Origin of the sequence: Streptomyces atratus (genome assembly GCF_014648655.1) — a bacterium.
In the GTDB taxonomy this organism is placed as follows: domain Bacteria; phylum Actinomycetota; class Actinomycetes; order Streptomycetales; family Streptomycetaceae; genus Streptomyces; species Streptomyces atratus.
The window spans coordinates 16,459-35,544 of the sequence record NZ_BMRN01000012.1; the positions used below are offsets into that span (position 1 = coordinate 16,459).

The 19,086-nt window shown below is 68.7% G+C and carries 18 protein-coding genes; 3 read left to right on the forward strand and 15 right to left on the reverse strand.

Translation table 11 applies throughout. The features are described from left to right. The first annotated feature begins 23 nt into the window (after positions 1–23). Positions 24–209 carry a DUF2191 domain-containing protein gene (locus IEZ15_RS20960; protein ID WP_189279008.1) on the forward strand — a complete coding sequence of 62 codons (186 nt, stop codon included), beginning with the start codon at positions 24–26 and terminating at the stop codon, positions 207–209. Here IEZ15_RS20960 and IEZ15_RS20965 read toward each other — a convergent pair. Beyond that, the gene (locus IEZ15_RS20965; protein ID WP_189278867.1) at positions 184–1,380 is read right to left on the reverse strand and encodes a hypothetical protein; all 1,197 of its coding nucleotides are present in this window, start codon (positions 1,378–1,380) and stop codon (positions 184–186) included. The genes IEZ15_RS20960 and IEZ15_RS20965 overlap by 26 nt on opposite strands. A 192-nt stretch (positions 1,381–1,572) precedes the next feature. Next, positions 1,573–2,067 (reverse strand): NUDIX domain-containing protein, encoded by a 495-nt coding sequence (locus IEZ15_RS20970; protein WP_114247593.1) that lies wholly within the window; start codon positions 2,065–2,067, stop codon positions 1,573–1,575. A 132-nt stretch (positions 2,068–2,199) separates the two neighbouring features. Between IEZ15_RS20970 and IEZ15_RS20975 the strand changes: the two genes are divergently transcribed. Continuing rightward, a complete protein-coding gene (locus IEZ15_RS20975; RefSeq protein WP_189278869.1) occupies positions 2,200–3,315 on the forward strand; it encodes a glycerate kinase in 1,116 nt (371 codons plus the stop codon). Positions 3,316–3,389: 74 nt separating this feature from the next. Here IEZ15_RS20975 and IEZ15_RS20980 read toward each other — a convergent pair whose 3' ends face one another. The 3 genes from IEZ15_RS20980 to IEZ15_RS20990 all read right to left on the reverse strand — a co-directional run bounded on the left by IEZ15_RS20980 (position 3,390) and on the right by IEZ15_RS20990 (position 5,918). Further along, positions 3,390–3,884: an SRPBCC family protein gene (locus tag IEZ15_RS20980; RefSeq protein ID WP_189278871.1), complete on the reverse strand. Its 495-nt coding sequence runs from the start codon at positions 3,882–3,884 to the stop codon at positions 3,390–3,392. Between the two features lie 128 nt (positions 3,885–4,012). After that, positions 4,013–4,954: an MASE1 domain-containing protein gene (locus tag IEZ15_RS20985; protein WP_373302598.1), complete on the reverse strand. Its 942-nt coding sequence runs from the start codon at positions 4,952–4,954 to the stop codon at positions 4,013–4,015. 136 nt (positions 4,955–5,090) lie between these two features. Continuing rightward, positions 5,091–5,918: a PP2C family protein-serine/threonine phosphatase gene (locus IEZ15_RS20990; protein ID WP_189278875.1), complete on the reverse strand. Its 828-nt coding sequence runs from the start codon at positions 5,916–5,918 to the stop codon at positions 5,091–5,093. Between the two features lie 185 nt (positions 5,919–6,103). Between IEZ15_RS20990 and IEZ15_RS20995 the strand changes: the two genes are divergently transcribed. Further along, positions 6,104–7,135: a zinc-binding alcohol dehydrogenase family protein gene (locus IEZ15_RS20995; protein WP_268250405.1), complete on the forward strand. Its 1,032-nt coding sequence runs from the start codon at positions 6,104–6,106 to the stop codon at positions 7,133–7,135. A 127-nt stretch (positions 7,136–7,262) separates the two neighbouring features. On the opposite strand, the gene pssA is transcribed toward IEZ15_RS20995, so the two are convergent. From pssA to IEZ15_RS21045, 10 genes are all read right to left on the reverse strand, one after another. Beyond that, a complete protein-coding gene (gene pssA / locus IEZ15_RS21000; RefSeq protein ID WP_229846016.1) occupies positions 7,263–8,117 on the reverse strand; it encodes a CDP-diacylglycerol--serine O-phosphatidyltransferase in 855 nt (284 codons plus the stop codon). Next, positions 8,104–8,751: a phosphatidylserine decarboxylase gene (locus IEZ15_RS21005; protein WP_114247598.1), complete on the reverse strand. Its 648-nt coding sequence runs from the start codon at positions 8,749–8,751 to the stop codon at positions 8,104–8,106. Before IEZ15_RS21005 ends, pssA begins: the two co-directional genes overlap by 14 nt. A gap of 181 nt (positions 8,752–8,932) precedes the next feature. After that, positions 8,933–10,138, reverse strand: coding sequence for an acyl-CoA dehydrogenase family protein (locus IEZ15_RS21010; protein WP_189278878.1), 1,206 nt, complete (start codon positions 10,136–10,138; stop codon positions 8,933–8,935). Between the two features lie 2 nt (positions 10,139–10,140). After that, entirely contained in the window at positions 10,141–10,668 is a 528-nt protein-coding gene (locus tag IEZ15_RS21015; RefSeq protein ID WP_114247600.1) for a MaoC family dehydratase, read from the reverse strand. 2 nt (positions 10,669–10,670) lie between these two features. After that, the gene (locus IEZ15_RS21020; protein ID WP_229846017.1) at positions 10,671–11,690 is read right to left on the reverse strand and encodes an HpcH/HpaI aldolase/citrate lyase family protein; all 1,020 of its coding nucleotides are present in this window, start codon (positions 11,688–11,690) and stop codon (positions 10,671–10,673) included. Continuing rightward, positions 11,687–13,708: an ethylmalonyl-CoA mutase gene (locus tag IEZ15_RS21025; protein ID WP_189278880.1), complete on the reverse strand. Its 2,022-nt coding sequence runs from the start codon at positions 13,706–13,708 to the stop codon at positions 11,687–11,689. Before IEZ15_RS21025 ends, IEZ15_RS21020 begins: the two co-directional genes overlap by 4 nt. A 1-nt stretch (position 13,709) precedes the next feature. Beyond that, a complete protein-coding gene (gene ccrA, locus IEZ15_RS21030) occupies positions 13,710–15,083 on the reverse strand; it encodes a crotonyl-CoA carboxylase/reductase (protein WP_189278882.1) in 1,374 nt (457 codons plus the stop codon). Between the two features lie 358 nt (positions 15,084–15,441). Further along, positions 15,442–16,239, reverse strand: a complete 798-nt coding sequence (locus IEZ15_RS21035) for a GNAT family N-acetyltransferase (RefSeq protein WP_189278884.1) — start codon at positions 16,237–16,239, stop codon at positions 15,442–15,444. A 114-nt stretch (positions 16,240–16,353) separates the two neighbouring features. After that, the gene (locus tag IEZ15_RS21040) at positions 16,354–17,169 is read right to left on the reverse strand and encodes a TetR family transcriptional regulator (protein ID WP_114249399.1); all 816 of its coding nucleotides are present in this window, start codon (positions 17,167–17,169) and stop codon (positions 16,354–16,356) included. 91 nt (positions 17,170–17,260) lie between these two features. Continuing rightward, the gene (locus IEZ15_RS21045; protein WP_189278886.1) at positions 17,261–19,042 is read right to left on the reverse strand and encodes a 3-hydroxyacyl-CoA dehydrogenase family protein; all 1,782 of its coding nucleotides are present in this window, start codon (positions 19,040–19,042) and stop codon (positions 17,261–17,263) included. Positions 19,043–19,086: the final 44 nt, after the last annotated feature.

Here is a 19,086-nt window from a genome sequence, read left to right on the forward strand (position 1 = left end):
ACCCGGTGCTGTGGTCCCGGCCCATGGCCGAGGCCACCGCAGGTCCCGATGCGGAACTCGTGGTGGAAGTGACGGTGCTCGCGCAGGACGCCGTCGAACGCGTCGTGCGCGACCACGTCGCGCGCGGCTGCCGCACCGGAGCGCGGACCGCCGCGCGCGAGGAGTCGCTGCGCGAGGTGGACGTCAGGCCGCAGGACCAACAGGGCTGAACGGTGACGGGGTCCGGCCCGTCCAGGTGTTCAGCACGGCGCGGGCCGTCTGCTTGGTGACGCCGCCGTCCTGGACCGTGCCGCTCCGAGCGACATAGAACCGCCCGTCGTCGAGCGAGATCAGCCCGTACTGCCCGTACTGCCCCGGCACCGGCCACCCGTACGTGCCGGTTGCTGCATCGTGCGCCCCATCGCGCAACAGGGGGAGCAGCAGACCGCGCTCCGGCCTCTGCTGACCGAGGACGGGGCCGCGTACCGGCTTCCTCGCACCGTCCAGCGCGAAGACCGAGTAGTTGGGGAAGCCAGGCTTGGTGCCCTTGTAGACGGCCATCAGCCAGTTGCCGCTGTAGCCGTCGTACTCCAGGTTCTGCACGCCGTACGTGGTGTTTCCGGTGTACGCGAAGAACTTTCCGTCGACGTGTGCGGGGCCGCTGGTGTGCGGGGCGGACTCGGTCAGCGGGCGCTCGTACTTCTTCCACCGTGTGACGTCGTACTGGAGCAGCACCTGGTGGTCGTTGTCCGTGCGGCCCGTGTTGGCGTACACGCCGTACGCGACCGTCAGCTTCTGCTCACCGCGCTTGCCGCGCCGGTCGCCGAACGCCGGGCCGAACGCGACGCCGTCGATGCCGCTGCAGCCGTAGCGGTGATCGGGCGTATTGGCCGTGTCGCCGTCGAAGACGCCGTCGCCGTTCATATCGGCGGTGAAGTCCTTCACCACCTCCCTGAGATAGACGGTCGACACGACACCCGTGGACTGGGCGTCCATGCCCATCCGGGTGATGCGGTCGACGTCGAGGATCGCGATGTAGAAGGACTTCGCCTCCTTGTATTCCAGCGAGCCGTAGACCCTGCCGTCCTTCTCGTTGAAGTCCAGATCGCCGAGATGGCCGGTGAATCCGGTGACTGAGCCGACCGGGTTGCCCTTGAGGTCGGTCTTGACCAGCAGATTGGTCATCGAGAAGTACATGAAGCCCTTGCGGCGGTCGATGGCCATGCCCTGGACATGTCCCGACTGCCACGCGCCGCCGTCGACCGACAGCGGCACCTTGTGGTGTGCGGCCGGGGCCGGCTCCGCGGTCGCGGTCGACGCCGTGGCGACAACCGCCGTACAGGCGAACGCTGCGACGATCGTGGCCAGCAGCCTGCCGAGGTGTCCCGTGTGCGTACGCATGATCCCTCCGCTGTCGTGGAGTTCGGATGATGCCGGTCGAGCGTGCACTGCGGACAAATGACACATGAACTCGGGTGTCCGGCAGCTGCCGACCGGCCTATCAGCTGACGGCCTGTCAAGACAACGGGACACAGCGGGAATACGGGCCATACGCGACGGGTGGTGGGTGCCGGGTGCGAGCGGGCGCGTACGTCAGCCGGCCACCGGGCGGCCGTCCTCCAGTTCCACTGCGCCGCTGCTGGAATCGAGCACATCCAGTGCCGCCCTCAGGCGCAGCGCGAGACCGCCGTGCAGATAGCGGTCGAGATCGTCGCGCTCGACCAGTTCCCAGGACAGGAGTTCCTCCTCCTGCAACCGGATCGCCTTCAACTCCGCCTCGTCCAGAACTCCGCCGTCGTACAGATACGCGGCGATCGGTGGCCGCTTCGGGCCGCGTGCCCAGTCGATCGCGAGCAGCCGTCCCGGCTCCAGATCGAGACCGATCTCCTCCGCTGTCTCGCGTCGCGCGGCCTGCCGAGGGCTCTCGCCCTCGTCCGACTCGACCGTTCCGCCGGGCAGCGCCCAGCCGTCCCGGTAGTTCGGCTCGACGAGCAGCACTCGCCCGCGGACGTCCCGGAACACGGTGGCCGCGGCAGCGAGAACCCGGGGGAGTCCCGCGATGTAGGTGGCGTAATCAGTGGTGGTCACACGGGCAGCGTAGTAGGGGCGGATCCGGTGCGAGGACGGCTCTGGGCAGCAGGTATCCGCTGCGGATAGGGTCAGGGGCGGCGCGACTGCCTGTTCGAAAGCAAGGGATTCAAGGTGGCGGACGGAGCAGTGATGGAGACCGCACGCGTGCTCGTCGCGGCGGACAAGTTCAAGGGCTCGCTCACGGCCGTACAGGTCGCGGAGCGGGTGACGGCCGGGCTGCGGCGCGTCGTCCCCGGGGTGCAGGTCGAGACCCTGCCCGTGGCGGACGGCGGCGACGGCACGGTGGCGGCGGCGGTGGCCGCCGGGTTCGAGCGCCGCGAGGTGCGGGTGACGGGGCCGCTCGGGGAACCGGTGACCGCGGCGTACGCGTTGCACGACACCACGGCGGTGGTGGAGATGGCCGAGGCCTCGGGCCTCCAGCACCTCCCCGCAGGGGTGTTCGCCCCGCTCACGGCCACGACGTACGGCTCCGGCGAGCTGCTGGCCGCGGCGCTCGACGCGGGTGCCCGGACCATCGTGTTCGGCGTCGGCGGAAGCGCGACCACGGACGGCGGCGCGGGCATGCTGGCCGCGCTCGGAGCCCGTTTCCTGGACGCGGACGGCAAGCCCGTCGGCCCCGGTGGCGGCGGCCTCGCCGACCTGGCCGAGGCGGACCTGTCCGGCCTCGACCCGCGAATGGCCGATGTGGACCTGATTCTCGCCAGCGACGTGGACAACCCGCTGACGGGCCCGAAGGGCGCGCCCGAGGTCTACGGCCGGCAGAAGGGCGCGACCGAGGACGACATCGCGACCCTCGACGCCGCGCTCGCCCACTACGCGTCCGTCCTGGGCCCGGACCACGCCGGGCTGCCCGGAGCAGGCGCCGCGGGCGGCATCGGCTACGGGGCGCTGGTCGCTCTCGGCGCCCGGTTCCGCCCCGGCATCGAGGTCATGCTCGACGTCCTCGGCTTCGCCCCCGCGCTGGCGCGCGCCACGCTGGTGATCACCGGGGAGGGTTCGCTCGACGAGCAGACCCTCCACGGCAAGGCCCCCGCAGGTGTGGCCGCTGCAGCCCGTGCCGCGGGCGTCGAGGTCGTGGCGGTCTGCGGCCGCCTCGCCCTGCGGCCGGAGGCCCTGGCCGGCGCGGGCATCAGCCGCGCGTACGCCCTCACGGACCTGGAACCGGACCCCGCGGTCTCCATGGCCCAGGCGGGATCACTACTGGAACGGGCGTCCGAGGCGATCGCGCGCGACTTCCTGCTGTAGTCCGCCCCGGTTTCGGGAAGGGCGGGCAGGGGGCAGCCCCTTCCCGAAACCGCACCCCCACCTCACCCTCCGCGTCACCCCACAGAGGGCGCCGCCCCCTGACCGTCGGTCGTGTCCGCGTCGGGACGGTCCTCGCCGGCGAGCAGCTCCGCCAGACACCGCAGCTCCACCGGCAGATCACGACGCCACGCCATCGTCACGAACGGGGCAAGGATGATCATGCCGCCGTCCAGATGGGGCTTGACCGAAACGGTGACCATCGTTCCCTTCCGGCTCGGACTCAGCCGGAACTCGAGCTCCGGGGAGTGGCGGCCCAGCGGGGTCCACATACGCGCACCGCGGAAGGCCAGGTACTCGACAGGTGTACTCGCGGTGCACGTGAGGCGATGCATCCGGCGCCTGCCCGGGAACTTGCAGGTGTACTCGTCGCCGAGTTCCGTGCTGATCGGGCCCTCGATCACCTGATCTATGCTCGATGACCACACGGCCAGATTCCGCGGATCCCGGAGAAACGAGAAGATCTCGTCGGCGGGGCGGGACACATGGACGTTCGCAGACACATGGGGCATGGCTCCACCTCTTATGGCGCCCGTCTGCCGAGTCTCGGCGTCCGGTCGCCCTCGTTGCGGTGCCGTACGCCCATCAGCATGCTGCGGATCCCGGGTCTGCGCACTCCTCGTACGGCCGATGGAGTGATTCAGATGCCCTGTTGCGACACCTTCTCGGCGAGTTGCGCACAGAGTCGCTTGATCTCCTGGTAGGTGCGATTCCGTTCGGTGATGACCGCCGCGAGGAGCAGAGCTGTGAGTGAGGTGGCTCCGTTGAATGCCTGGAGCGTGATCATGTTGGTGAGGAGACCGTGGTGGGCAAAGGGGCCTGTCATCCGTCCGGCGGCGAGGATCGTGAAGACGGACACGCCCAGTGCGCAGCACGCGGCGCCGGCCCGCTCGAAGCGGAAGGCGGCCCAGATCAGGAACGGGAACACGAGGAAGAGCAGGGAAGCGTTGGGGGTGTCGGTCGCCAGGATGGTGACGGTCACCGTGCACGCCACGAGCGCGGTGGCCTCGGCCCACCTGGGCAGGCCGACGCCGTGCGGCCATCGGACCCTTCGGACGACGAGCAGGAACGGCGTGACGACCATGACGCCCATGGCGTCGCCCGTCCACCAGACCGACCAGGTAGGCCAGAAGCCACCGGCCGGGAGCGCCCCTGACAGGTCCAGGATGCCGGTGCCCACGGTCGCGCTGATCAGCATGCCGCCCAGTGCACCGAGGAAGACCAGCGCCAGCGCGTCCCGCAGGCGGTCGAGGTCGTTGTGGAAGCCGGCACGGCGCAGCATCAGGTAGGAGCAGATCGGGGCGAGGGTGTTTCCGGCCGCGATGAACAGGACGGGCACGACGGAAGGCCCGATGAAAATGTTGACGACGAGGGCGCCGAGCGCGATTCCCGGCCAGATCCGCGTACCGAACACGAGCAGCGCCGCGACCGCGATGCCGGTCGGGGGCCACAGCGGTGTGACCTGGCCGCGCACCAGCTGCTGGAGCAGCCCCAGACGGGCCGTCGCGAAGTAGCAGACGGCCACCGCCAGGAACGTCAGGACCGTGACCGTGTGCTGCCGGAGCTGTGCGCTGTCCACCACCACAGCATCAGACACCACGTCGAGGCGGCCCGGCCGGTCAGGCACGCCGACGCCACACCGATGAAGCGGACGAATGAGGTAGGTCCCTGCCGGGCAGCCCGGGCTGCCGCCGTGGCCGACGAACGAGGACGTCCCGCTAGCCGCCGCCCGGCACACCGTCGTAGCGGACGACGAGGACAGCGGCGTCGTCCTCATGACCGGTCAGGTCCGCCACCTCGATCACTCGCGAGGCCAGCTCGCCGGGATCGGCCCCGTCCGCCGTACCGACCAGTGCGGACACCGCAGCCAGTCCCTCGTCCATGGGGTAGGCCGGTCCTTCCACGACCCCGTCGGTCACCATGACCAGATACCCGGGCTGCTTCAGCCGCCGACGGGTCACGGGGTACTGCTGGCCGGGGAGTATCCCCAGGGGCACCCCGCCGGCGTCCAGGGAGATGCCCGAGCCGCCGCCGTCTTTGCCCCAGACGACCGGGACATGCCCGGCCCGGGCGACGCAGAACTCACCGCTCTGCGGGACGATGCTCAGCAGGCAACAGGTCGTGAACAGGTCACCGCCCAGTGAGATCAGCAGATCGTTGGCGCAGGCCAGCACCCTTCCCGGGTCGACCGTGACGCTGGCGAGTGCCCTGAGACTGGCACGGGCCTCACCCATGAAGGCGGCGGCCTCCACCCCGTGACCCTGCACATCACCGATGGCGATCCCCGCCACTCCGTCCCTCATCGAGAACGCGTCGTAGAAGTCACCGCCGACAGCCAGACCGTTCTGCGAGGGCGAGTACCGGGCCGCGATCCGGATGCCCGGAAAGTCCGGAAGTTCGGCTGGGAGCATGTGCCGCTGCAGCGCCATGCCCAGCTCCGCCCGGGCTCGCTGCAGCCTGATGTTCTCCAACGCCTGATCGACCAGACGCCCAAGGGTGATCAGGAGCTCCTGGGTGCTGTCCGGTGCGCTGCGGTGTCGGTGCATGACGTCCCTGGGCGTGGTTGGTGCGCCCCTGTTGAAACCTTAGCCCTCCTGCCGATACATGCAGGAGCGCACGGGCGAACACAGTCGAAGCGCCACGGCGGTCCGGACTCGGGGCTGTGGCCGTTTTCTCGCACATGGACAACTGGCCGGTTGCCTCTGCGACTTTGCCGCCGCACGCTGGATGGGTGGATGTCTCCGCGTCCGTCCCGGCTGAGCAGAGCGGCTGGGCCGTCCGGACACCCGGTCCGATCGGCACCGGGCCCTTGGCGCGCGTGCACCGCACGATGCCTGCCCCCGGTCCCGGGGAGCTTCTGCTGAACGTGGAAGCGTGCGGCGTCTGCCGCACCGATCTCCATCTGGCCGAGGGCGACCTCCTGCCGCGCCGTCCCTCCACGGTCCCCGGTCATGAGATCGTCGGCCGGGTGGCGGCCGTAGGCGACGGGACCGGCCTCTTCCGTGTCGGCGACCGGGCGGGTGGAGCGTGGCTGCGCGGAACGTGCGGGAGCTGCCGGTACTGCCTGGGCGGCCGGGAGAACCTCTGCCCGCGGTCCACCTATACGGGGTGGGACGCGGACGGCGGCTTCGCCGACACGGCGCTGGTTCCGGAGGCGTTCGCCTACCGGCTGCCGGAAGACCAGGACGCCGTCCGGCTCGCACCACTCCTCTGCGCGGGAATCATCGGATACCGGTCGCTGAGGCGCAGCGCGCTGCCGCAGGGCGGGCGGCTGGGAATCTACGGCTTCGGCGCGTCGGCCCATCTGGCTGCGCAGGTGGCCATCGCCGAGGGCGCCACGGTTCATGTGCTGACCCGCTCGGCACAGGCACGCGCGCTCGCTCTGGACCTCGGCGCCGCGTCGGCGGGCGGTGCCTATGACAGTCCACCGGAGCCCCTGGACTCGGCGATCCTGTTCGCACCCGTGGGCGACCTGGTGCCGGTGGCGATGGAGGCACTGGACAGGTCCGGCACGCTCGCCATCGCCGGAATCCATCTGTCGGACATTCCCGTGCTGAACTACCAGCGCCATCTGTTCCAGGAACGCAATCTGGGCAGCGTCACCTCCAACACCCGCGAGGACGGCCGCGATTTCCTCGCTCTGGCCGGGCGCGTGGGCATCCGGGTCACGGTGAGCACCTACCCGCTCAGCAAGGCCGACCGGGCACTGGCCGATCTGGCGGCCGACCGGGTGAACGGGGCCGCCGTGCTCGTACCCGGCTGAGGGCCGGGCGGTGCGCAGCGGGCGCCGGCACCGGGACACGTGCGTCAGCGAGTCCGCTCACCGGCACACGCAGAGGGCCCCGGGTGCTGGGGAGCACCCGGGGCCCTCTTGCATATCTGCTGTACCGCTACGGCAGCTGTGCCGCCCGTGCCTCACGCCGGTTGTCGCGGAAGGTGTTCACCCGCCGTGCCGTCGCGAAGAGCGGGATGACCGCTCCCAGGACCACCTGCAGCGCACAGCCGGTCTGGAGAAGCAGCTGACCGCCGGGGGCGTCGAACGCCCACGCGGCGAGGAGCCCCATCGCGGCCACGATCCAGCTGAGCATCGCCACCGCGAGGACGCCCCGCGGTTTCGGGTACTCGACCCGGCTGACCATCAGCCACGCCACTCCGACGATCGCGAGCAGCGTCAGTGGGAAGGGCAGTTCCAGCAGCACGATCGAGACGACCGTGAGCGCTCCGAAGGGGCTCGGCATGCCCTGGAACATGCCGTCCTTCATGGTCACGCAGGAGAATCTGGCGAGTCTGAGTACCACAGCCAGCAGCACCACGATCGCCGCCAGCGCCGAAACCCGCTGGTGTGCGTCGTCCGCGACCATGCCGTACACGAGGACGAAGTACGCCGGGGCGAGTCCGAAGCTGATCAGGTCCGAGAGGTTGTCCAGCTCGGCACCCATCGGCGAGGAGCGCAGCTTGCGTGCCACGAGCCCGTCGAAGAGGTCGAAGACCGCGGCGAGGAGCATCAGGATCACGGCGGTGGCCGCGGAGTGCCGGGCCATGCCGCTCTCGTCGCTGCCCGTGAGGTGCGGGATGAGGATTCCCGTGGTGGTGAAGTACACCGCCATGAAACCGCACGTGGCGTTACCGAGAGTAAGGGTGTCCGCTATCGACAGCCGCAGAGAGAGCGGCATGTCCTCGGCGTCGTCCTCGCACTCGCTCTCCGGCACCCAGCCGGCCTGTGTGTCGGGATCAATCACGGTCAATTCGAGTCACCCCCGCGGTGGTGGCCTGGCCGACCTCGACCGCGACATCGATACCTTCCGGAAGGTAGATGTCGACCCGGGAGCCGAAGCGGATCAGGCCGATGCGCTCGCCCTGCTCCACCTTCGTGCCCTGCGGGAGGTACGGGACGATGCGACGGGCAACCGCACCCGCGATCTGCACCATCTCGATGTCGCCGAGCTCGGTGTCGAAGTGCCAGACAACGCGCTCGTTGTTCTCGCTCTCCTTGTTGAATGCCGGGACGAACCCACCGGGGACGTGCTCGACCGATGTCACCGTGCCGGCCAGGGGTGCGCGGTTGACGTGGACATTCAGCGGGCTCATGAAGATCGCGACGCGGGTGCGTCCGTCCTTCCACGGCATGATGCTCTGCACCACGCCGTCGGCCGGAGAGATGACCCGGCCCCGGGTGATCTCGCGCTCGGGGTCGCGGAAGAACCACAGCATGCCCGCCGCGAGGGCGGTGGTGGGCACGGCCACCGCGGCCCAGCGTCCGGACTTGCGGGCCCGGGTGAGGCTGAGTGCCGCGGTGGCGACCGTCGGGAGGAGCCACGGCGAAGCTCCGCGCGCAAGGCGGACTCCGCCGCGTGGTGCAGAGGTTTGGCTGTCGGGCATGGATGACCTTCGTAGCGGATGATGCCGCGCTGGCAACGGGGGACGGCGGCTTTTCCGGCGATGTTATCGGTTGCGAGCCACAACTGGGCAAGCCAGCAGCCGAGTCGGACGGCTTGAAGGCACCGCCTGAGGGTGACAGGGTGTGATCTTCTTCGCGGCTAAATCGCCTCGAAAAGGGCAATCACCCCTGGAACCGGTACTCCTCGAGGAGTCGGCGCCCAATGATCATTTTCTGGATCTCGGCGGTACCTTCACCGATCAGCAGCATCGGGGCCTCCCGGTAGAGGCGCTCGATCTCGTACTCCTTGGAGAAGCCGTAACCGCCGTGGATCCGGAAGGCGTCCTCGACGACTTCCTTGCAGTACTCGGAGGCGAGGTACTTCGCCATCCCTGCCTCCAGGTCGTTTCGCTCCCCGGAGTCCTTTTTGCGCGCTGCATTTACCATCATCGCATGGGCGGCCTCGACCTTGGTGGCCATTTCGGCCAGCTTGAACTGGATCGCCTGGTGCTGAGCGATCGGCTTTCCGAAGGTGTGACGCTGCTGGGCATAGGAAACGCCCAGCTCGAATGCACGCTGTGCGACACCGCAGCCACGCGCAGCCACATTTACCCGGCCGACCTCGACACCGTCCATCATTTGGTAAAACCCTCGGCCGGTGGTGCCGCCCAGTACCCGATTGGCCGGAATGCGTAGCCCGTCCATGATGAGTTCGGTTGTGTCGACGCCCTTGTAACCCATTTTGTCGATTTTGCCGGGAATGGTGAGACCGGGCCGGACCTCGCCGAAACCGGGCTCCTTCTCCACCAGGAACGTCGTCATCGACTTGTGCGGGGCGGTCCCCTCGGGGTGGCCTTCGTCACTCCGGCACAGCACGGCGACGAGCGAGGACGTGCCACCGTTCGTCAGCCACATCTTCTGGCCGTGCAGGACGTACTCGGCGCCATCCTTGACGCCCTTGGAAGTGATCGCCGCGACGTCGGAGCCCAGTGCCGGCTCGGACATCGAGAACGCACCCCGGACCTCGCCCAGCGCCATCCGCGGCAGGAATGTGTCCTTCTGCTCCTGCGTGCCGTGCTGCTTGAGCATGTACGCCACGATGAAGTGCGTATTGATGATTCCCGACACGCTCATCCAGCCGCGGGCAATTTCCTCCACGCACAGCGCGTATGTGAGAAGCGACTCACCCAGGCCCCCGTACTCCTCGGGGATCATCAGCCCGAACAGGCCGAGTTCCTTGAGCCCCTCTACGATTTCGGTCGGGTACTCGTCACGGTGCTCCAGCTGGGTCGCGACCGGAATGATCTCCTTGTCGACGAAGTCCCGGACCGTGGAGAGAATTTCCTGCTGGACATCGTTGAGACCGGCAGTCTGGGCAAGTCGCGTCATGGCTACTTCTCCACGTTCTTCTGCGAAGGCTGGTTCAGCTCGGGGCGGCCGGGCTGCTCCCCGCCGCGCTCCTTGATGTACGTCTCGGTGGGGACCATCACCTTGCGACGGAACACGCAGACCAGCGTGCCGTCCTGCTTGTACCCCCTGGTCTCCACATAAACGATTCCACGGTCGTTCTTGGACTTTGACGGAGTCTTGTCCAGAACGGTCGTCTCGCCGTAGATCGTGTCGCCGTGGAAGGTCGGTGCGACATGCTTCAGCGACTCGACTTCGAGGTTGGCGATCGCCTTTCCGGACACATCCGGAACGGACATTCCGAGCAGCAGCGAGTAAATGTAGTTGCCGACGACCACGTTCTTCCCGAAGTCGGTCGTCCTCTCCGCGTAGTTGCTGTCCATGTGGAGCGGGTGATGATTCATGGTCAGCAGGCAGAAAAGGTGGTCGTCGTACTCGGTGACCGTCTTTCCGGGCCAGTGCTTGTAGACCGCACCGACCTCGAACTCCTCGAATGTGCGTCCGAACTGCATGATCAGGCCTCCGGCGCTTCGAACTTGGAGGTGCGCTGCATACCGGCCGCGCGGCCCTTGCCCGCGATGACGAGCGCCATCTTGCGGCTCGCCTCGTCGATCATCTCGTCGCCGAGCATCGCCGAGCCCTTCTTGCCGCCCTCCTCCGAGGTGCACCACTCGTACGCGTCGAGGATCAGCTCGGCGTGGTCGTAGTCCTCCTGCGACGGCGAGAACACCTCGTTGGCCGCGTCGACCTGACCGGGGTGCAGCACCCACTTGCCGTCGAAGCCCAGCGCCGCCGCACGGCCCGCGACTTCGCGGTACGCGTCCACGTCGCGGATCTGCAGGAAGGGACCGTCGATCGCCTGGAGGTCGTGCGTACGGGCCGCCATCAGAATGCGCATCAGGATGTAGTGGTACGCGTCCGCGCCGTATCCGGGCGGCTGCTGACCGACGACCAGGGTCTTCATGTTGATCGACGCCATGAAGTCTGCCGGGCCGAAGATCAGCGTCTCCAGGCGGGGCGAGGCGGCGGCGATGTCGTCGATGTTCACCAGGCCCTTGGCGTTCTCGATCTGTGCCTCGATGCCGATCTTCCCGACCTCGAAGCCCATCGTCTTCTCGATCTGGGTCAGCAGCAGATCGAGGGCGACGACCTGCTGGGCGTCCTGGACCTTCGGCAGCATGATGCAGTCGAGGTTCTGGCCGGCGCCCTCGACCACCGTGATCACATCGCGGTACGTCCAGTGCGTCGTCCAGTCGTTGACGCGTACGACCCGGGTCTTGCCCGTCCAGTCGCCGTTGTTCAGCGCGTCGACGATGTGGTGCCGGGCGCCTTCCTTGGCGAGCGGCGCGCAGGCGTCCTCCAGGTCGAGGAAGACCTGGTCGGCCGGGAGGCCCTGGGCCTTCTCCAGGAACCGCGGGTTCGAGCCGGGCACTGCCAGGCAGGAGCGACGCGGACGCAGACGGTTCGGGAGGTGCGCGGCGGAGCCGCTCCCCGGAAGGGTGGTGGCGGGAGACGGGTGGGCAGGCTGGGTCATGCGGGGACCTCCAGAGGGTCGAGCTTGTTCGCTTTCCGGATCTCGTCGACGATACGGCCGATGATCTCCGTGATGCCGAAGTCCTTCGGGGTGAATACGGCGGCGACGCCCGCCCCGATCAGCGCGGTGGCGTCGGCGGGCGGAATGATCCCGCCCGCGATGACGGGTATGTCGTTGGCGCCGGCCTCACGCAGCCGGTTCAGTACGTCCGGCACCAGCTCGGCGTGCGAGCCGGACAGGATCGACAGACCGACGCAGTGCACGTCCTCGGCCAGCGCGGCCGAGACGATCTGTTCGGGGGTCAGCCTGATCCCCTGGTAGACGACCTCGAAACCGGCGTCACGGGCCCGTACGGCGATCTGCTCGGCGCCGTTGGAGTGCCCGTCCAGGCCCGGCTTGCCGACCAGCAGCCGCAGCCGCCCGGCGCCCAGGTCGGCCGCGGTACGGGCGACCTTCTCGCGGACCAGGGCGAGCGGTGTGCCGGCCTCCGCGGTGACCGCGACCGGAGCGGACGAGACGCCCGTCGGAGCCCGGAACTCGCCGAAGACATCGCGCAGCGCCCAGGACCACTCGCCGGTGGTGACACCCGCGCGGGCGCACTCCACGGTCGCTTCCATCATGTTCTCGGTGCCCGCGGCGGCCTTCTTCAGCGCGGCCAGCGCGTCGGTGGCACGGGCCTCGTCGCGGTTGTCGCGCCACTCGTGGAGGGCTGCGATGACCCTGGCCTCGTTGGCGGGGTCGACCGTCATGATCGCCCCGTCGAGGTCCGCGGTGAGCGGGTTCGGTTCGGTCGTCTCGTAGATGTTGACGCCGACGATCTTCTCCTCGCCGCCCTCGATCCGGGCCCGGCGGGCGGCGTGCGAGGAGACCAGCTCGGACTTCAGATAGCCGGACTCGACGGCCGCCATGGCGCCGCCCATCTGCTGGATCCGGTCGATCTCGGCGAGCGACTCGGTGACCAGCTCGTCCACCTTGGCCTCGATGACATGCGATCCGGCGAAGATGTCCTCGTACTCCAGCAGATCGCTCTCGTGCGCGAGCACCTGCTGGATACGGAGCGACCACTGCTGGTCCCAGGGCCGGGGAAGCCCCAGTGCCTCGTTCCAGGCCGGCAACTGGACGGCCCGGGCGCGGGCGTCCTTGGAGAGGGTGACGGCCAGCATCTCCAGGACGATGCGCTGGACGTTGTTCTCCGGCTGTGCCTCGGTCAGACCGAGCGAGTTGACCTGGACGCCGTAGCGGAAGCGCCGCTGCTTGGCGTCGGTGATGCCGTACCGTTCGCGGGTGACCTGGTCCCAGATGCGGCCGAAGGCGCGCATCTTGCACATCTCCTCGATGAAGCGGACGCCCGCGTTCACGAAGAAGGAGATTCGAGCGACCACATCGCCGAACTTCTCCTCGGGCACCTGACCGGAATCGCGTACGGCGTCCAGGACCGCGATGGCCGTCGACATGGCGTACGCGATCTCCTGGACCGGAGTGGCTCCCGCCTCCTGCAGGTGGTAACTGCAGATGTTGATCGGGTTCCACTTCGGGATGTGGTTGACCGTGTACGTGATCATGTCGGTGGTCAGCCGCAGTGAGGGACCGGGCGGAAAGACATGCGTCCCGCGCGAGAGGTACTCCTTGACGATGTCGTTCTGCGTCGTGCCCTGGAGCTTCGCGACGGCCTCCGCGTCAAGTCCTTGCTCCTCTGCTACCACCTGATAGAGCGCCAGCAGCCACATAGCGGTGGCGTTGATCGTCATCGAGGTGTTCATCTGCTCCAGCGGGATGTCCTGGAACAGCCGGCGCATGTCGCCGAGGTGCGCCACGGGCACGCCGACCCGGCCGACCTCGCCGCGGGCGAGGATGTGGTCGGGGTCGTACCCGGTCTGCGTCGGCAGGTCGAAGGCGACCGACAGGCCCGTCTGGCCCTTGGCGAGGTTGCGCCGGTAGAGCTCGTTGGACGCCTCGGCGGTCGAGTGACCGGCGTACGTCCGCATGAGCCACGGGCGGTCCTTCTGGCGGCCCGTCATGTCAGACATTCCTGCTGTGCTCGTCGGTCCGCTCCGCTGACGCGTCACGGAACAGGTTGATGGCGTCGATGTGCTTCTCGCGCAGCTCCTCGTTGCGCACACCCAGACCCTCGCGGGGGGCCAGCGCGAGCACGCCGACCTTGCCCTGGTGGAGGTTGCGGTGGACGTCGTACGCGGCCTGACCGGTCTCCTCCAGCGAGTAGACCTTCGACAGCGTCGGGTGGATCTTGCCCTTGGCCACCAGCCGGTTGGCCTCCCACGCCTCGCGGTAGTTGGCGAAGTGCGAGCCCACGATCTTCTTCAGCGACATCCACAGGTAGCGGTTGTCGTACTCGTGGTTGTAGCCCGACGTGGACGCGCAGGTGACGATCGTGCCGCCCTTGCGGGTCACGTACACCGAGGCACCGAACGTCTCGCGGCCCGGGTGCTCGAAGACGATGTCCACGTCCTCGCCGCCGGTGAGTTCACGGATGCGCTTGCCGAACCGCTTCCACTCGCGCGGGTCCTGGTTGTGCTCGTCCTTCCAGAACTTGTAGCCCTCGGCGTTGCGGTCGATGATCGCCTCGGCGCCCATCTTCCGGCAGATGTCCGCCTTCTGGTCGCTGGAGACGACACAGATCGGGTTGGCGCCACCGGCCAGCGCGAACTGCGTGGCGTATGAACCGAGTCCGCCGCTGGCGCCCCAGATCAACACGTTGTCGCCCTGCTTCATGCCCGCGCCGTTGCGCGAGACGAGCTGACGGTACGCGGTGGAGTTGACCAGACCCGGAGCCGCGGCCTCCTCCCAGCTGAGGTGCTGCGGCTTCGGCATCAGCTGGTTGGACTTGACGAGCGCGATCTCGGCGAGGCCGCCGAAGTTGGTCTCGAAGCCCCAGATGCGCTGCTCGGGGTCGAGCATCGTGTCGTTGTGGCCGTCCGAGGACTCCAGTTCGACCGAGAGGCAGTGCGCGACGACTTCGTCGCCCGGGTTCCAGGCGTTTACGCCGGGGCCGGTGCGCAGGACGACGCCCGCCAGGTCGGAGCCGATGACGTGGTACGGCAGGTCGTGGCGCTTGGTGAGCTCGCTGAGCTTTCCGTAACGCTCCAGGAATCCGAAGGTGGAGAGCGGCTCGAAGATCGAGGTCCACACGGAGTTGTAGTTCACCGAGCTGGCCATGACGGCGACCAGCGCCTCGCCGGGCCCGAGCTCCGGCACCGGAACATGGTCGAGATGCAGTGACTTGCGGGGGTCCTTGTCGCGGGTGGTGAGCCCGGCGAACATCTCCGTCTCGTCCTTGTGCACGGTCACCGCGCGGTACGACTCGGGGATGGACAGGGCCGCGAAGTCTGCGGCGGTGCTGTCCTGCGATTGGATCGCGTCCAGGATTTCCTTCACGGTGTGCCTCCGGCGGATGCGGCGCTGAGGGAACGCTTGAGAGTCCCTGCGAGCTGAGGGGGAGCGGTGAGGTGTGGAGGTGCTGCCGTCGGTTCGGCTGGTGAGGCTTCGGCTTGCTCTGTGGAGCAGAAGGGATTGCCTGTGACGCAGGCGTCCGGGCGCGCAGGCACATTGCTTGCGGGGACAGCCGGCGTACGTGAGGTCTCAGCACGCCGGCCGCCCGGACAACTTCAACGTATGGCACTCCGTGACACCTGGCAAGGCACTCGGTGCCAACAATTTCTCTCACTTGTCACCCGCCGGGCACGCATGAGCAACGCAAGAGGTGTTTCGGGCGGTTCTGTCCCGCCGGATGCGGTCAGTGCGAGGGCCGGTACACGTGAGGAATCGTGGTGCTCAGGGCCAGGAATCCGAGTCGCTGGAGGATCGGGCTGCTCTGATCGGAGGCGTCCACCTGAAGGTAGCCGTAGCCGCGCTCCGCCGCGATCCGGGCGCGGAAGGCGACCAGGGACCGGTAGATGCCCCTTCCGCGCCACGCCTCGACTGTTCCGCCGCCCCAGAGCCCCGCGAAGCCCGTGCCCGGGTACAGCTCCATCCTGGCCGAGCTCACCGGCTCGTCGCCCACCATGGCGAGGACGCCGACGAAGCTGTCCGGGTCCTCGGTCAGCCTGGCCAGCACCTGATGCCGCAGCCGCGACCAGTCCGAGCCGAATGCCCGCTCATGGGCGCGGGCCATCAGCTCCACATCGTCCGCGTCACTCACGGTGCGCAGCCGGACGCCCTCGGGCAGTTCCACCGCCGTCGACAGGCCCGCCACCGGGGCGACCAGCAGTGTCTCCGGCTCCTCCGCCTCGAAACCGGCCGTCAGCAGCCGCTCCGCCAGATCCGCCGGCCGGTCGTGCGCGTACAGCTTCCACTCGAACTCGTCGTGCCCCAGCGCCGTGTAGTGCGCCACCTGCGCCGCGATCGCCGCGTCCGCCCGAACGGCATCCAGGTCCGGGGCAGACCACACGACACCGTTCCAGTCGCCGGCCGCGCCGACCTGCCGTACGACATCACCGGTGCGCTCGACCCGGACGCCGGGGCCGTCGGGGCGGGCGTGCTCGCGCATCTCGCGGTCGAAAAGGGTCAGAAGTGTGTCGCGATCAAGATTCATCCGCACACCACAGCACCGGGGTGCGGGCACGGCAACGGAGTTTTTCGGGTACGGGCCGGGAACCGGCCCCGCCGGTCGCGCGGGGCCGGGCGGGCCCGGCCGGCACGTCCCCGTTCAGCGGCTCTTGAGCGCCTGCTGGATCGTGCGCATCACTTCTTCGAGGGGCGCATCGGTCCGCGCCACCGTGACGAGTACCTCGCCCTGGGACGTCACCGAGGCGGCCGGCTGTTTCGCCGGTTCGGTGCCGGCGATGCGGCCCGCGCCGATACCGGTCCCGAACGTGTCGCGGACGATCGAGAAGGCGTGGTCGAGCTGGGCCTCCACATCGCCCTCGCCGCCCGCCCGCAGCCAGCGGCGCAGCACATGGTTGTGCGCGGTGACGACGGCGGATGCCGCGACCTCCGCGAGCAGCGGGTCGTCATTGCCGACATGGTGGTCGCGCTCGTCGAAGTGGCCCAGCAGATAGCGCGTGAACAGTCGCTCGTAGCGGGCCACCGAGGCGATTTCGGCCTCGCGCAGTGTGGGGACCTCACGGGTCAGCTTGTAGCGGGCCACGGAGACCGCGGGCTTTGCCGCGTACATCTTCATGACTTCCTTGATGCCGCGGCAGACGGTGTCGAGCGGGTGCTCGTGCGCGGGGGCGGCATTGAGGACGGCCTCGGCCCTGACGAGGGTGTCGTCGTGGTCCGGGAAGATCGCCTCTTCCTTGGAGCGGAAGTGCCGGAAGAAGGTCCGCCGGGCGACTCCCGCGGCGCCCGCGATCTCGTCGACCGTCGTCGCCTCGTACCCCTTCGAGGCGAAGAGTTCCATTGCCGCGGCGGCCAGTTCGCGGCGCATTTTGAGCCGTTGGGCGGCGGCACGGGTACCTGCGGCACTCTCCTGGGTGTCGGGCGCGGCGGAGACACGGGGGGACCTGACGGGCTGGGACATGGTGTGAACGTACTGCATCGGCGCAGGGGAATGCGCCCGTGGGGGCGGGCCGCCCGAGGGATCGAGCAGCCCGCCCCACCCGGCTCCCGGCTCAGCGCCGGGCATATTCGCGGAAGCCGCGCCCCGTCTTGCGACCGAGGCAGCCGGCGGCCACCAGATGCTCCAGCAGCGGAGCCGGGGCCAGGCCCGGGTCGCGGAACTCGCTGTGCAGCACCTTCTCGATGGCGAGCGAGACATCGAGTCCGACGACGTCGAGGAGCTCGAACGGGCCCATCGGGTAGCCGCCGCCCAGCTTCATCGCGGCGTCGATGTCGTCGAGGCTCGCGTAGTGCTCCTCGACCATCTTGATCGCGTTGTTGAGGTACGGGAACAGCAGTGCGTTCACGATGAAGCCGGCCCGGTCCCCGCAGTCCACCGGGTGCTTGCGGACCTTGACGCACACCTCGCGGACGGTGGCGTGGACATCGTCGGCGGTGAGCACCGTACGGACGACCTCGACCAGCTTCATCGCGGGCGCCGGGTTGAAGAAGTGCATCCCGATGACGTCCTGCGGGCGCGAGGTGGCCCGTGCGATCGCCACGACCGGCAGCGACGAGGTGGTGGTGGCGAGCACCGCACCCGGCTTGCAGACCTTGTCCATCGTCCCGAACAACTGCTGCTTGACCGACAGGTCCTCGGCGACCGCCTCGACCGCGAGATCGACATCGGCGAAGGCGTCCAGCGAACCGGATGCGGTGATCCGGGCCAGGGTCTCGTCCCGCGCCTCGGAGGTCAGCCGCCCCTTGGTGACGGAACGCTCCAAGGACTTGGCGATCCGGCCCTTCGCCGTGTCCGCCTTCTCCTGGCTGCGGGCGGCGAGCACCACGTCGTAGCCGGCCTTCGCGAAGACCTCGGCGATCCCCGAGGCCATCGTCCCGGAGCCCGCGACGCCCACCGAGCGCACCGTGCGGCCGCCGGCCGCCGACGCGCTCTCCTGCGGGGTCAGCGCGTCCGGCACCACGGTCTGGCTGCCGGATTCCGTGTACGTGTAGAAGCCGCGGCCCGACTTGCGGCCGGTCAGTCCCGCCTCGCTGAGCTGCCTGAGGATGGGGGCCGGGGCGTGCAGCCGGTCGTGCGACGCGGAGTACATCGCCTCCAGGACGGTACGGGCGGTGTCGATCCCGATCAGGTCGAGGAGGGCGAGCGGGCCCATCGGCAGGCCGCAGCCCAGCTTCATCGCCGCGTCGATGTCCTCACGGGAGGCGTAGTTCGCCTCGTACATCGCGGCGGCCTGGTTGAGGTACCCGAACAGCAGCCCGTCGGCGACGAAGCCCGGCCGGTCGCCGACCGCGACCGGCTCCTTGCCCAGGCTGCGGGCGAGCGCGGTGACCGCCTCGACGGCGGGCGGCGCGGTCAGCACCGAGGAGACCACCTCGACCAGCTTCATCGCGGGCGCCGGGTTGAAGAAGTGCAGACCGAGCACGCGCTCGGGATGCAGCGATTCGGCGGCGAGCCGGGTGACCGACAGGGCATTGGTGCCGGTCGCCAGGATCGCGGTGGGGGAGACGATCGCGTCGAGCTCCCGGAAGAGCTGCTGCTTGATCTCGTACGACTCGGGCACGACCTCGATGACCAGCTCCGCCTCCGCGGCTGCCTGGAGGTCACCGAAGGTACGGAACCGGGCGAGGGCATCGCCGCGCTCCTCCTCCGTGATCCGCTCGCGCCGCACGGCGCGGGCGGTTGCGGCTTCCAGGGCGGCGACGGCCTGACGGGCGGCCGCGTCGCTGATGTCGATACCGATGACCTCGTGGCCGGCGCGGGCCAGGACTTCGGCAATGCCGGTGCCCATGGTGCCGAGACCGACGACGGCAATGGTGCTGAGCGGGATGTCCATCACGGGACTCCAGAGAATGAGTGACGACTGTGAGGAGCACGGCG